General features: G+C 39.9%; 16 protein-coding genes. 2 read left to right on the top strand and 14 right to left on the bottom strand.

Annotated elements, in window-relative coordinates; genetic code table 11:
- The first annotated feature begins 36 nt into the window (after nt 1-36).
- Together V7161_RS17270 and V7161_RS17265 are read left to right on the top strand one after the other, a co-directional pair.
- On the top strand, nt 37-2076 hold the full coding sequence (locus tag V7161_RS17270) for a helix-turn-helix domain-containing protein (RefSeq protein ID WP_335714193.1): 2040 nt from the start codon (nt 37-39) through the stop codon (nt 2074-2076).
- Between the two features lie 97 nt (nt 2077-2173).
- On the top strand, nt 2174-2800 hold the full coding sequence (locus V7161_RS17265) for a hypothetical protein (RefSeq protein ID WP_335714192.1): 627 nt from the start codon (nt 2174-2176) through the stop codon (nt 2798-2800).
- A 36-nt stretch (nt 2801-2836) separates the two neighbouring features.
- Here the strand turns inward: V7161_RS17265 and V7161_RS17260 are convergent, their stop codons facing one another.
- From V7161_RS17260 to V7161_RS17195, 14 genes are all read right to left on the bottom strand, one after another.
- Nucleotides 2837-5086: an AAA domain-containing protein gene (locus tag V7161_RS17260; RefSeq protein ID WP_335714191.1), complete on the bottom strand. Its 2250-nt coding sequence runs from the start codon at nt 5084-5086 to the stop codon at nt 2837-2839.
- Between the two features lie 101 nt (nt 5087-5187).
- Entirely contained in the window at nt 5188-5388 is a 201-nt protein-coding gene (locus tag V7161_RS17255) for a helix-turn-helix domain-containing protein (RefSeq protein ID WP_223590446.1), read from the bottom strand.
- Between the two features lie 161 nt (nt 5389-5549).
- Nucleotides 5550-6197, bottom strand: coding sequence for a deoxyribose-phosphate aldolase (deoC, locus tag V7161_RS17250; RefSeq protein ID WP_335714229.1), 648 nt, complete (start codon nt 6195-6197; stop codon nt 5550-5552).
- A 174-nt stretch (nt 6198-6371) separates the two neighbouring features.
- Nucleotides 6372-6635 (bottom strand): EutN/CcmL family microcompartment protein, encoded by a 264-nt coding sequence (locus tag V7161_RS17245; RefSeq protein ID WP_289984708.1) that lies wholly within the window; start codon nt 6633-6635, stop codon nt 6372-6374.
- A complete protein-coding gene (locus V7161_RS17240; protein WP_223590451.1) occupies nt 6635-6910 on the bottom strand; it encodes a BMC domain-containing protein in 276 nt (91 codons plus the stop codon). The genes V7161_RS17245 and V7161_RS17240 overlap by 1 nt, the downstream gene beginning before the upstream one ends.
- A gap of 3 nt (nt 6911-6913) precedes the next feature.
- Nucleotides 6914-7198, bottom strand: a complete 285-nt coding sequence (locus V7161_RS17235) for a EutN/CcmL family microcompartment protein (RefSeq protein ID WP_223590454.1) — start codon at nt 7196-7198, stop codon at nt 6914-6916.
- A gap of 14 nt (nt 7199-7212) precedes the next feature.
- Nucleotides 7213-7668: a ribose 5-phosphate isomerase B gene (gene rpiB, locus V7161_RS17230; RefSeq protein ID WP_335714190.1), complete on the bottom strand. Its 456-nt coding sequence runs from the start codon at nt 7666-7668 to the stop codon at nt 7213-7215.
- The gene (gene tpiA / locus V7161_RS17225; RefSeq protein WP_335714189.1) at nt 7668-8504 is read right to left on the bottom strand and encodes a triose-phosphate isomerase; all 837 of its coding nucleotides are present in this window, start codon (nt 8502-8504) and stop codon (nt 7668-7670) included. Before tpiA ends, rpiB begins: the two co-directional genes overlap by 1 nt.
- Nucleotides 8505-8515: 11 nt before the next feature.
- Nucleotides 8516-8794: a BMC domain-containing protein gene (locus tag V7161_RS17220; protein ID WP_335714228.1), complete on the bottom strand. Its 279-nt coding sequence runs from the start codon at nt 8792-8794 to the stop codon at nt 8516-8518.
- Between the two features lie 112 nt (nt 8795-8906).
- A complete protein-coding gene (locus tag V7161_RS17215; protein WP_335714188.1) occupies nt 8907-10334 on the bottom strand; it encodes an aldehyde dehydrogenase family protein in 1428 nt (475 codons plus the stop codon).
- A gap of 2 nt (nt 10335-10336) precedes the next feature.
- Complete coding sequence (locus V7161_RS17210) at nt 10337-10636, bottom strand: EutN/CcmL family microcompartment protein (RefSeq protein WP_335714187.1); 300 nt, start codon at nt 10634-10636, stop codon at nt 10337-10339.
- 14 nt (nt 10637-10650) lie between these two features.
- Nucleotides 10651-11385, bottom strand: coding sequence for a hypothetical protein (locus tag V7161_RS17205; RefSeq protein WP_335714186.1), 735 nt, complete (start codon nt 11383-11385; stop codon nt 10651-10653).
- 5 nt (nt 11386-11390) lie between these two features.
- Entirely contained in the window at nt 11391-12050 is a 660-nt protein-coding gene (gene pduL, locus V7161_RS17200; protein WP_335714185.1) for a phosphate propanoyltransferase, read from the bottom strand.
- A complete protein-coding gene (locus V7161_RS17195) occupies nt 12043-13005 on the bottom strand; it encodes a sugar-binding transcriptional regulator (RefSeq protein WP_335714184.1) in 963 nt (320 codons plus the stop codon). The genes pduL and V7161_RS17195 overlap by 8 nt, the downstream gene beginning before the upstream one ends.
- Nucleotides 13006-13134: the final 129 nt, after the last annotated feature.

Genomic DNA, 13134 nt, shown 5'->3' with positions numbered 1-13134 from the left:
ATAAACTATGGAAGTTCACAGTGAGGTGATAAATCGATGTTAAATCTTGCACAGCTCCGATCCTTTTTTATTCAAAATCTCGGAATTTCATGTTATGAGATTTGGTTTTATACTCCTGTAGAACATCGATGGATTTTAACAGATAGACAGGGTTTTCGTGCTTTTCCTTCCCCAACCACCAAAAAGGGGATTCAACCGTCCAGCTTGGACAACCCCCAATTGTTAACACTGGATTATCCACAAGACTATAAGGTTACTATCCTCTATACTGAAACAACTACGCCATTAGAAAAGGGTAATATTAACCTTTTATACCACCTGATGTATCCCTTTTACACTGATCACTTGATGAAAAGAAAAGGAATAGAATTGGAAAAGCTGATCGAGGGTGTGCAAAACATAACGGTTTCACTTGACCTTGATGAATTATTGGCGAAAATTTTAGATAACGTAGCCGCTGTAATTCCGGGATCGGAAGCCTGTGTTTTTTGGATGTATAGCCCGGCATTAGACCGTTTAGTATGTAAAGCCTATAGAGGATGGAAAAAAGAAATAGAAAAAGTACGATATAAAATTGGAGAGTCAGTAACAGGCAAAACATTTCTCGATGGACAACCAAGAATCTATTATTCATTTCGTGAGGCTAATGAAGCGATGGAAGGAACATCTGACGAAAATTACAAATATTTAAAGCATGCGTTTCACAATCACAGGGTAAAAGTATCTGTCACAATTCCGATAAAATTTCGGGATGAGATTATTGGAGTTTTAAGCATTCATCAAGATGACCGAGAACGGAATCTTACTGATTGGGATTTTCAACTTTTACAGGGTTTAGCTGCACAAATTGCGATTGCAATGGAAAATGCACGGTTGTTTACGGAAATTAAACGAAAGAATCAAGTCCTAATCAAACGAAACGAAGTCGATTCTACACTTTCACAGCTCTCTGTCCAAAATAGAGGAGTTGAAACGATCACTCAAGAATTAAATCGAATGCTTGGTTTGTCATTAATATTTGTGGACATGATCGAAAGTGAACACTTTCCAAAGCAAAAAGAACATCCTTTTTCGATGGATGAACTAACAAAACTCCTAACCACCCGAAAAGTTCCCATTTACGTTGAACTTTTCGATCAGGATGAAAAGGCATTTTACATTTACCCAATTTTAGTTGGATCTGTTTGTAACGGATGTATGATTATTGTTATTAATCGACCATTAACACAGCTGGAACATATCATCATTGATAGAGGGGCAACGGTGCTAGCAATGGAATTAGCCAAAAAGAAGTCATTGGCAGATATCTATTATAAAAAGACCCATGAATTTTATAATGACTTATTATTAAACGATAACCCTGATTTACTAACCAAAAAAGCAATGAATCTTGGCTTGGATCTTAAATCAAACCTGTTCACGGTTATTATTACAATTGCTAATTTTAAAGATCTTCAAATACTAGATAGCATTGTTCATCGATTCATATCCCGTATCAAACAAGTCCTATTAGATCATAAAAAAATCGTATTTGGTAATCATAACAAAGTTACCATTCTATTCTCTCCTACGAACCCTGCAGACAAACGATCGGTAATGAAAAAATTGGATACTATTTTAAAAGAAAGTGAACTTAACGATCATATCCATCTGTTTGTCGGGGTTGGTTCGGTTTATCAAGGAATTGAATCTGTTGCCAAATCACACAATGAAGCGAACAAAGCCGTCTCATATCTTATCTCACGCCAAAAATCAGGTATGATCCATTTTTCCGAGATAGGGATAAACCGCCTGTTTATTAATCAGTCTTCTGAAGAAATTGAAAGGTTCCTTGAAGAAATTTTCACACCTTTGAATTCCATTAAAGGTAATAATAATGATTTAGAAAAGACCCTCATAACCTTTATACAAACAAATCGCTCGTCAGCTAAGACAGCTCAGAAGCTGCATATTCATGTAAACACACTTTACTTAAGGCTGAAAAAAATTGAAGAACAATTAGGCATGTCCCTTGAAGAACCTGAGAATTTTTTAAAGGTACAGCTTGCCTGCCATCTGCGTGAATCGTTTTTATAAATTGTCAGTCTTCCTCCTTCTTTAGTTTTATCTTCTAGATGAATCTTCCTTGCATATCTTTAATACAAAAGGAAAAAAATGAAGGAGGAATACGTCTTTGAGTAAACTGGAATTTTTAGAAGCTAACCGAAATTTCAAAAGTTATTATAAAACACTTCGCGATTTGAACAATTTTCTAAGCAGCTCTCCTGAATTACAGGCTGCAAACCAAGCCATTACCCAATTAATCTTTGAATTTATTCGCATTAACGGTGTGACCTTTAGGCAGATGGACAGCAGCCAATTCGAAAGAGAATATCAGATTTTTCAAGAGGACTTTTTAAATGTTATTCTAAATAGTGGAGAAAACAATGTTGATTTCAATAGGTTTGCAGCCCTTTTAGATGAAATTATCGGAATCGCAAATCTAAGGCAAGATGCACTTGGAAAAATACAACGAACAAAACAAGAATCTCCCTTAGGGGAGGACGATGAGGAAAGCTCAGATGAAGCCATCGATATTAATGTGGAAACTCAAACGGAAATTACCGAAATACTCAGCACTTCCGTAGTAGATACCAATGAAGAAAATAATAATGATCCTGCCGTAAACACCAATGATGTTAGCAATGAAATAGAGAGCAGTGACGGGTTTGCCACAATCGAAAATGATGAGGAAAGCAAAGAGGAATCAATCGAAAGCAGCAGTGATAGTAATAAATTCAGATATCGGAGATTTCGATAGCAGGGAAATAGAAAAAAGCATCGGTGATGCTTTTTTCTATTTCCAACGTCCATGGAACTGACTTAAAATGTACTCCGAAATCTTCGCTGATTCGAGCCGTGCTGCAATATATGGAGGCTTAATAGCCTTAATTCCCTCGATCATCATCCCGAGCCAAAAAATCTGCTTGTCGATCATTATAAAGGGAAATGGGATTCTCGCTTGTATTAATTGAGTTGGCCCTAAATCCGTCCAGTCCTCCTCCGAAAAAATAATGAAGGACGTTCGTTTATCTCTATTTTTCAATTTTAGCTTCCAATCCTCCGACAGTTCGGCTCCATCTGGTAGTGAGAGTATGATGGACGATCTGGCCGAATTAATATCCTGAAATACTTTTTCAAGCTTTCTAGCATGCATCCATTGTAATTTAGAATGTTGATTTCTGATCCAGCTGCCAATTTCATTCTTTCTAACTGCTTGATTATGTCTCATTTGATGTTCGACTAACTGCCTTAATGTTTTTGAATGATATACATGTTTCTTTATAAACGCTTGATTGCTGACATGGATGAATTTTCCTTTCGTCCTGGTGATGGCAACATTGATTAATCGTTCACTATCTGCGCCCGTTAATAGCATGCCAGCACGTTCCTGCGGTTCACCATCAACTGTATCGAAAACCATCACATCCCTCTCGCTGCCCTGGAATCGATGCACAGTTGCTGAAATAATATCTGCGTTTAAGCGTTCGTGTTCATATACATCCTCTAATAACAATTCCATTAAATTGGCTTGAGCCCTGTATGGTGTTACAAAACCAATAGAACGTGCTCCCCCTAAATAGGATTCATGAATAACCTGAAAAGATAGCAGCAACTGCCATAGATTTAGCCTTGAATTAGAGTTTATTTCTGATATGCAATGTGCTCCAGTAAAGCTTGAATCTACTAAAATAGAAGCACGTCCAGGAAATGGGTGAATTTCAACAATTGCATTGCGTGATTTTCGAACACTTTCATGATCACCCACAAGCGAATGATAAATGTATTGATTGGTAAAGGATGAAATGTCCGGATGCATCCTTCGCTGTTCTTTTAGTAAAAATAAATGCGGATGCAGCTTGCCTTCCTTAACCCACTCAACCACTCCGGCCCGATGAAATATATCTTCTTTCAACCATTTGGTTACTAAAGCATCTCTGGATGCAGCAATCGACGGCAGCTGCTTAAAATCACCGCAAATGATGACTCTTTTTCCTAATGATGCTGCAAAACCTGCTTGAGGAACATATGCCATGCTTGCCTCGTCGAGAATAACTACGTCAAAATCCTTATCATATATCACGGGATCACTCGCAGCTTTAGCAAGTGTAGTACCTACAATATACGCATTCTTGACAAACTCAATCTCCTTTTGGCGAATTTTCTCAAGGACCTTCGCAATCTTGGTCTCCAGCTCCAGCAATGAATCGGTGTCTCTTTTACTAAAAGAACGCGCTAAATCATGCTTAAGCTTCCGTCTTTCCTCAACTAAAAGTTCTTTATCCGCTGCAAGCTCTGGGTCTTGTTTCTCGAGCAGTTGACTGGTTGTAACCGTATCATGATTGGCAAGCTGGTCACCGGTTAGAAACCCATAGCGAAGGATGTCCCCTTCAATAAATCGATTTTTCTTGGTAACAAAGCTTGAAATCTCACCTATCAGGACATCGACTGCTTGGTTACTATGTGATAATATGAGCACTCGCTTTTCCTGGAAATATTTATTTGCGGCCACTCTGGCAAGGGTATACGTTTTACCAGTTCCAGGAGGTCCCCAGACAAAAGTGACAGGATTATATTTTGATCGTAATAATAACTCATGAACATTACTTTTTATCTTTTCCTGCGGGTGCTTTGCCGGCATTGAGGGATCCAACAATGTCTTTATCCGGAGACGTTTCTGCTTATTTTTTTTTATTTCATCCAGGCGCAGAATTAGCTGTTCGAGTAATTCCCAAGGATCATGAATTAGATAAGCCTCATCTACTAAATCGCCGAATGATTTCTCTAAGGATAGCATGACCCCTTTACCCTCTGAAGACAGGACACGTCCTGATTGCTTCATACTGCCCCATTCTAATTTAATCGCTGTACCTACTGGTATCCGTAAATTACCAAAAGTATCAAAATAATAGGTATACGAGCCTTCAGTCGAGAGCAGCCTTCCATTTGTAATGAGGTATTTATTACTGCCATATTTTTTTAAATAGTTTATTTCATTTTGCAGTGCCTGCTGCCATTCTTTGATATAAGCTTTTGTTGATGTCATATTTCTCTTCCTTCTAAATAAAAAAAGCTCAATCATCTTAAGATTGAACTTTTTGCTAATGGAATTACTATACCATGTTGTTTATTTGTATTCCAATATTATTATATAGATACATCACCAATTGAGAATGTGCAATTTAATACATTGGATATTTTTGCTAATGTGGAAATTTGTACATCCTGATCGCCTTCTTCAATGGCAGCGATGGTTTCGGCATTTAGGCCTGATAATAGGGCAAGTTTTTCTATTTCAATTTCACGATTTAATCTAATTTTCTTTAATTGATGTCCAATATTGTTCATTCGAAACACCCCTCGTGTATGTAAGCGATTACATTTCGTTAATATCATTATAGTAAAATATCTAAAAATTATCAATACTTTTATAATAGGAAAATAAGAAAAATGAGTTTTTCATATAGAAAAAAAACTATATGAAAAACTCATTTATTCCAAGGAACATTTTAATATCCGGTTCCTTGTCCGCCAGTAATAATCGCAATACTTGAACTTGCACCAATTCTTGTCGCGCCAGCTTGAATTAGTTTTCGTGCTGTATCTAAATCTCTAACACACGCTGAAGCTTTTACACCCATATCTGGTCCTACTGACTCGCGCATTAATTTGATATCTTCCGCTGTTGCACAGCCTGGTCCAAAACCGGTTGATGTTTTAACAAAATCAGCACCGGCCATTTTTGCTAAAATACAAGCCTTTTTCTTCTCTTCAATTTCTAGCAGTCCTGTTTCAATAATAACCTTAACTGGAGCATGACCTTTTGCGGCTAATACTACACCTTCAATGTCCTTTTTAACGGTTTCAAAGTCACCGGATTTTAGTGCCCCAATGTTAATGACCATGTCGATTTCAGTTGCACCGTTCGCAATCGCATCACGAGTTTCTGCTATTTTAACAAACGTGCTAGTTGCTCCTAATGGGAAGCCAACAACTGTCGTAATACCTACACCAGAGCCTTTAAGTTCTTTTGCCGCAGTCTGCACCCAATACGGATTCACACAAACAGTCGCAAATTTATGTTCCTTTGCTTCTTCACAAAGCTTCACTATTTGGTCCTTTGACGCTTCTGGCTTTAATAATGTATGGTCGATCATTCTTGCAACAGATGGACCAGTAATGATATTAGAAGCAGAACCTTCTTTATAAGTTACGTTTCGGGAAACAACTGGTTTTGTTTCCTTCAACTCTTGTTTATTAGTTAATTGCTGCATAATTTGATTAGTAATTTGTTCCACTAATGCTTCGATTTGCATCTTGCTCACCTCACGTTATTCTAATCGATCAACGATTCCGGCAATGACGGCATCAAACGAACCCTTAGGATCTTCTAATATGTCACGTGCCGAACCACCTTCCTCAAGTAAAAGCACATAATCGCCAACCCCGGCATGGAACCGATCAAATGCAATGATCGGTTCGCCGATTTCTTTACCCGCGGCATCAACCGGAATGACAACCATTAGTTTTTTGTTTTGATGGCTGGGTGTCTTTATCGTTGAAACGACATTCCCAACGACCTTTGCTAGTTTCATTACTTTACAACTGGAAGAATTTTTTCGATATCTGAATGTGGTCTTGGGATAACGTGTACTGATAAGAATTCGCCTACACGCTGTGCAGCATCTGCACCTGCTTCTGTTGCCGCTTTAACTGCACCAACATCTCCGCGAACCATGACACAAACTAAACCGCCGCCAACATTAACCTTTCCTAGTAAAGTTACGTTTGCTGCTTTTGTCATCGCGTCTGCTGCTTCAATTGCCCCTACCAAACCTTTGGTTTCGATCATTCCTAATGCGTTGCTCATTTATTATTCCTCCATTCGTTTCGTCACATTATAGTAATCAATGATTCCTAAAATCCCAGCATCAGATGGGACTAAATCTTTGTTAAGCGGTAAGGAAGACTCCCGGCTTTTTGCCAGATAAACGAGATCTCCTTCCCCCGACTGTCCAATCGTATCTATAGCCACAAGTGGTTTGCCTTTATCCTTCAACTGGTCATCAACCGGTTGGACAATCAGAAGCTTTAAACCTCTTAAATTATCATTTTTATGAGTACAAACCATATTTCCAATCACTTTGGCTACGAACATAGTTTAACCTGCCTTTATCTGTATAAAAACCGACTTTCAATTTCCATGATTTTAGTAACGCGGCGATCATGACGGCCGCCGGCAAAATCAGTTTCCAGCCAGGTTTTCACTAATTGCTTAGCCAGACCTTCACCGATAAACTGCCCGCCAATCGATAACACGTTGGCGTTATTGTGCTCCTTGCTGTTGATGACTGAGGATAAATCCCAGCACACTGCACCGCGAACACCTGGAATTTTATTTAAAACCATGCCGCTGCCGACGCCGACACCATCAATCATGATGCCAACATAGTCATCATTTGTGGCAACTGTTTCGCCCACTAAAAAAGCGATATCGGGATAATCTACTGATTCGTTTGCCTTACAGCCAAAATCAAGATATTCATAGCCTAATTCCGTTAAGTAGGCTTTTAACTTTTCTTTCAGTTCGTATCCACCATGGTCACTGCCAATTGCAACTTTTTTCATTACCTTTGTTCTCCTTTGGCAAATACATTGATAATTCCATCAAAAGACTGGGGATTTAAGCTAGCGCCTCCTACCAGAACACCATCAATATCCGGCTTCGCACTGTATTCGGCAGCATTGCCTTCATTAACTGAACCACCATATAAAATCGAGATGGTATCTGCATTTCCACCCAGGATTTGTTTTAAAACAGAACGGATATAAGCATGAGTTTGTTGAGCTAATTCAGCTGTTGCTGATTGCCCTGTTCCAATGGCCCATACCGGTTCATAAGCGATAATAAAATTGCTGGTATCTATATCTCTTATGGCTCCAACTAGCTGGGTTGATAAGACGTGTTCTGTTTGCATCGAATTTTTCTGACCCAGCGTTTCTCCTATGCAGATAATCGGGATGAGTCCGGCTTTGATTGTCTGCTTCACTTTTAAATTCACTAAATCATCATCTTCACCCGCATATTGTCTTCTTTCGGAGTGGCCAATTATCACATATTCACAGCCAACATCCTTCAGCATATTTGTGGATGTCTCACCAGTGTATGCACCTTTCTCAGCCCAATGGACATTTTGTCCACCAAGATGAATCGGTTTTCCTGATTGTTTAATAAAAAGATGAGCGGGATAAAGCAGCTGGGAAGGCGGACAAACCACCACTGAAACGTCCATGCTGCTGTTTATTTTTTGAAAAAATTCTGCTGTCGTACTGAGTGTATTGTTCATTTTCCAATTGGCAATAACATAGGTCTGCCGATCGTTTTGGATTTGCAGCTCGCCGAGTGTGTGTACAATCGTGTCCCTTACGAGATTTTTGATAAAGCTTTCAATGGATTGTTCCATTTCGCTTCCCCTTATTCACTCTTTGGCAGGATACCTTCAACATCGCCGTTTGGACGTGGAATCACGTGTACTGAAAGAAGTGTTCCAACGCGCTGAGCTGCTTCTGCACCAGCTTCAGTTGCGGCTTTAACTGCGCCTACATCTCCGCGAACCATAACGGTTACAAGACCTGCACCCACTAATTCTCTGCCCACTAATGTAACATTTGCTGCTTTAACCATTGCGTCTGCTGCTTCGATTGCACCTACTAAACCTTTTGTTTCAATCATTCCTAATGCTTCTTGACCCATGATATTTCCTCCTTTAGGAACCTCTAATTTTTGTTTTATTTGCTTTTTTGTTTTTTCTGATTGTGAAGTGACAGTCTTTTCATCTTTAGATTTTGCCAATTAACACACCCCACTAGATAATTCTAAATCCATCTACTAAAACACAACGGCGCTGACGTGTAAATGTTTTTGCGCTGGTTAAACCTTCACCAGTAGGACCAGCAATTGTCAGGGTTGTGAAGCCCTCACTTTCAAAGCCTAATCCCGAAACAGAAGGACCATTTTTCACAAAAATAGTTGCTTGAATTTCCTGTGCCATTTTGGTCAAATTGGTGATGTTTTGTGAATGCATAATCGCAGTGTGGCGGTTGCCTTTTTCAGCGATTACCGCTAATTCAATGGCTTTATCAACGTTAGGGACTCTGACGATTGGTAAAATTGGCATTAACATTTCTGTCATCACTAATGGGTGATCCTGGTTGGTCTCCGCAATAATCAATCTCACATCAGGATTGGCCTGAATGCCAGCTGCTTGTAAGATAACATTCGCATCCTTACCGATAAAGTCACGGTTCGGATAAAACTTATCACCTTTCTTAACAAGGACTTTTTCAAGCAGTTTTTCGAATTGGAAGCCTTTAAGCTCAATCGCTCCATTCTTCACCATTTCAGATTTAAGGGCATTTGCCACTTTTTCAACAACAAAGACCTCTTTTTCAGCCGTACATAAAACGTTGTTATCAAAGCTTGCTCCCTTGACAATATCAGCAGCTGCCTTTGAAATAATCGCGGTTTCATCCACGACGACCGGAGGATTTCCAGGACCGGCAGCAATGACCTTTTTGCCTACAGCCATCGCTGCCTTTACCACAGGACCGCCTCCTGTAACAACCAGTGCATTTACCTGTGGATGGTTCATGACCTGTGCCGAAGTTTCCAGATTTGGCGCCGCTACCGAGGTCAAAGTATTTTCTGGTCCTCCCGCAGCCAAAATGGCTTCGTTGAGCAGTTGCATCGTTTTAATCGAAACTCGTTTAGCACTTGGGTGCGGGTTGTAAACAACCGTATTCCCTGCTGCAAGAAGAGAAATCGAGTTATTGATAATCGTTGCAGCAGGGTTTGTGGATGGAGTAATTGACCCAAATACACCAATTGGTGCATATTCCACAAGCGTTAACCCATCATCACCTGAATAAGATGTGCTGTTTAAGTCTTCCAAGCCAGGTGTTTTGTTCGTGGCTAGTAAAATTTTTGCAACCTTATCTTCCACTCTTCCAAGGCCCGTCTCTTCAACAGCCAGCTTTGCCAGGTCATTGACATGCTTTCGGCTTACTTCACGCATGTTCTCAATCATTTGTCTTCTTACAGCCACTGGAAGCTTGCGAAGCTTTTCCCATGCAAGTCTTGCTGCTGCAGCCGCTTCGTCAACAGTGGTAAACACACCATTTCCAAAGTTGAATTCTGGTAATGTAGAAACCGGGCTGCTGTCTGGCTGACTTTGACCTAATTGTTGCAGCACTTGTTCAACCATTTTTTTGATATCGGTTTCATTAATTTGCAAAATTAGCTCTCTCCTTTGTTAAAGGTTAAGGTTCCTTGAATTTCTATTTGATCGACAATTCCTACAATAGCCGCATCAACCGGAACTCCGTTTGTAATTTCTGTTTGTCTGGCCGAGCTACCGCTGACCAGCAGGACAACTTCACCAACACCAGAGCCTACAGTATCTATCGCCACTAAAGGTTTTCCGTCTTCCTCAATCGTTTTCATATCCAGAGGCTGAACAATGAGGAGCTTTTTCCCTTTTAGCTTTTCTGCTTTGGTGGTTGAAACAATGGAACCAACCACTTTACAAATGATCAAATGCGTCCCTCCTTTCAAAGAGAAGTTTTTATTATTTGAATTTTGAGTTCCTTCGCTAAGTCCTTAGCAGAAGGTGTCACCCTGCTCTTATCAGGAACCACGATTTCCTTCAGTCCATCCTGAAATGCTTTTTCCACATGTTTGGCGAGAATGAGAGACTGCTTTTCCTTGTATGCCGTTAGCTGAGCATCGACCGTTTGCGCAAGTTTACTGAGCGGTACCCATTTCACCTGATCCGCTTGAATTTGCCTAATGTAGGACTGCAAGCGTTCCTGAACAGAATGGGGCGCATGAATTTGCTGGTATACATTTGGCTCGATATAATCTTTAGCTATTACAACCGGCTTACCAAGCAATTGATATTGTAGAGCCAGCCATACGGCCAATTCATCATCCATTGTTAAGGCAAGCTTAGATAATAAGCGATAAGAAGCAACCGGGACAACCAAAGTACTGCAACTCTCAACAATTCTATTTAATTCCTGCTGCGAGGTCTCATCTAACAAAACATATGGCTTTCCACTAAACGCAGCATGTGAAGGCAGCCATTCTTTTGATAAAATCAATGTCACCTCGTAGGAATCGATTAGTGGAGTAACCGCTTCCAAAACCACTGATGGATTTTGAGATTGATAGCCTAAAAGAATGGCGATTGAATGTTTTTCTTTTTCTTTTCCTTGCAGTTGTTCTTTTAAGTAGGCTTCGACTACCTGCTGGACAAGCATTTTCACCTTCGTTTTGACATCCACCAGATTCAGCCTCCGCTCACTTGATTTCGACTTTCAACCGCTATAATTTCACCTAAATATCCATTTTTGATGTTGGCCGCATTGGCTTCATCAAGGTCGATATGCATCTCAAGCTTGTATTTAGGTGATACCCGAATAAGCACATTTGAAAAAATAGTTCCTCGAGGACCGTCGACCTTTACTTGTACCACATCCCCATCTGCCACACCAAAAGCTTCACCATCGCTGGTATGCATATGGATATGGCGCGCTGCGCAAATTAAACCCTCTTTAATCGTGATTTGGCCGCGCGGTCCCTGAATCGTAATAGATTCAGAACCTTTTAGATCACCAGAATTACGTATCGGCGGCTTAACTCCCAATGTGAAACCATCAAATAAAGATACTTCGACTTGTGTATTTCCTCTTGCCGGACCAATAACACGGACGTTTGGGATCTTTCCCCTTGGCCCGATCAAAGTCACGGTTTCCTTTGCGGCAAATTGATTCGGTTGTGACAAAACTTTAAGTTTAGTTAACTGATATCCGCGGCCGAACAATCTTTCAACATGTTCTGGAGATAAATGGATATGCCGATTGGAAGCAGCAATAGGTACCTGCTTTGCTTTTTGAAGCATATCTTTGACAATTTCTTTGACTAAATCCCTAATTTTTTCTTTATCCATTTATGTTATCACCCCCCATTTCGAGTAAGGCTTTTGCAGTGTACTGATCGGTTATTAGGACATTGGCGTGCCGTCCGTGAAGGGCACCATAAATACCGTCCACTTTTGAATTTCCACCTGCAATTAAGATGCCATATTCTTTTTCAGTTAAATGGGAGAGTTCAATCCCAATGGTACGGTCATTTAAAGCCTCGTGGCTTATTTTCCCTTCGATATCAATAAATCGAGAACAAATATCACCAACAGTTTGATTCTTCCGTAAAATTTCAATGTCATTATCCAAAAAGTACCCTGCATGCATCAGCGTTGATTGTTCACCCGGTTCCCCTACCGTGAAAATGGCAATATTGGCCTTTTGACCTAGTTCCATAATTTTTTTCACATGCCGATCCGCAACAATCGCTTGCTTTACGACAATATGATCCACTACCGCCGGTACGGGCAGGAAATGTGGAGTAGTATGAAAGGCATTTGCCAAACCGTTTATGATTTCTGATGCATACGTATTAGATTCTGAGTAACTCACCCCACCATTTAGCTGGACGATCGTAACATCCTTTACATTCTTTGGCTGAAGTTTTTTCACGAGTTGATAAAGAGTTGTTCCCCAAGTTATTCCGATGGTATCGCCACTTTGTACAATTTTATGCAAGTATTCGGCAGATACATCTCCTAGTTTCTCTTTTATTAGTTCGTCCTCATATTCAGGGATTGAGGCGACAATGCAATGCTTTAATTGGAATTTTTCCTTTACCTGCATTGCGAGCTCCTGGACATCTTCAGCGGGATCGCATATTTTGATATGAACAACACCTTCTTGAACAGCTTGCAAAAGAAGTCTTGAAACGGTGGGACGGGAAATACCTAACTTTTTCGCGATTTCTTGTTGGCTGTAGTCTAATTGATAATACATTTTTGCTACTTCAACAAGGCGCACAATTTTTTCATCCGCCATAATCAAGTCACCTTTTCAATTAAATTATGAAGATTGCAGTCTTCTATTTTCAAAAAGAAAACGGTTACAACCTTTTGTAAAAAAATATTTTTACTTAGTTTACCTAGAATGAAATTATGTAAATCTTCA

This window comes from Neobacillus drentensis (assembly GCF_036965425.1).
Lineage (GTDB): Bacteria > Bacillota > Bacilli > Bacillales > Cytobacillaceae > Neobacillus > Neobacillus drentensis_F.
Note: the sequence above shows the minus strand (reverse complement) of the source record. Positions and strands in the feature narration are given on the sequence as shown.

What these genes read in the sequence shown, in the direction of transcription:
- V7161_RS17235 (WP_223590454.1), bottom strand. Translation starts at nt 7,198, where the DNA reads ATGTTCGTAGCCAAAGTGATTGGAAATATGGTTTGTACTCATAAAAAT.
- deoC (WP_335714229.1), bottom strand. Translation starts at nt 6,197, where the DNA reads ATGATCGACCATACATTATTAAAGCCAGAAGCGTCAAAGGACCAAATA.
- V7161_RS17195 (WP_335714184.1), bottom strand. Translation starts at nt 13,005, where the DNA reads ATGGCGGATGAAAAAATTGTGCGCCTTGTTGAAGTAGCAAAAATGTAT.
- pduL (WP_335714185.1), bottom strand. Translation starts at nt 12,050, where the DNA reads ATGGATAAAGAAAAAATTAGGGATTTAGTCAAAGAAATTGTCAAAGAT.
- V7161_RS17255 (WP_223590446.1), bottom strand. Translation starts at nt 5,388, where the DNA reads ATGAACAATATTGGACATCAATTAAAGAAAATTAGATTAAATCGTGAA.
- V7161_RS17245 (WP_289984708.1), bottom strand. Translation starts at nt 6,635, where the DNA reads ATGAAACTAGCAAAGGTCGTTGGGAATGTCGTTTCAACGATAAAGACA.
- V7161_RS17270 (WP_335714193.1), top strand. Translation starts at nt 37, where the DNA reads ATGTTAAATCTTGCACAGCTCCGATCCTTTTTTATTCAAAATCTCGGA.
- V7161_RS17260 (WP_335714191.1), bottom strand. Translation starts at nt 5,086, where the DNA reads ATGACATCAACAAAAGCTTATATCAAAGAATGGCAGCAGGCACTGCAA.
- rpiB (WP_335714190.1), bottom strand. Translation starts at nt 7,668, where the DNA reads ATGAAAAAAGTTGCAATTGGCAGTGACCATGGTGGATACGAACTGAAA.
- V7161_RS17240 (WP_223590451.1), bottom strand. Translation starts at nt 6,910, where the DNA reads ATGAGCAACGCATTAGGAATGATCGAAACCAAAGGTTTGGTAGGGGCA.
- V7161_RS17220 (WP_335714228.1), bottom strand. Translation starts at nt 8,794, where the DNA reads ATGGGTCAAGAAGCATTAGGAATGATTGAAACAAAAGGTTTAGTAGGT.
- tpiA (WP_335714189.1), bottom strand. Translation starts at nt 8,504, where the DNA reads ATGGAACAATCCATTGAAAGCTTTATCAAAAATCTCGTAAGGGACACG.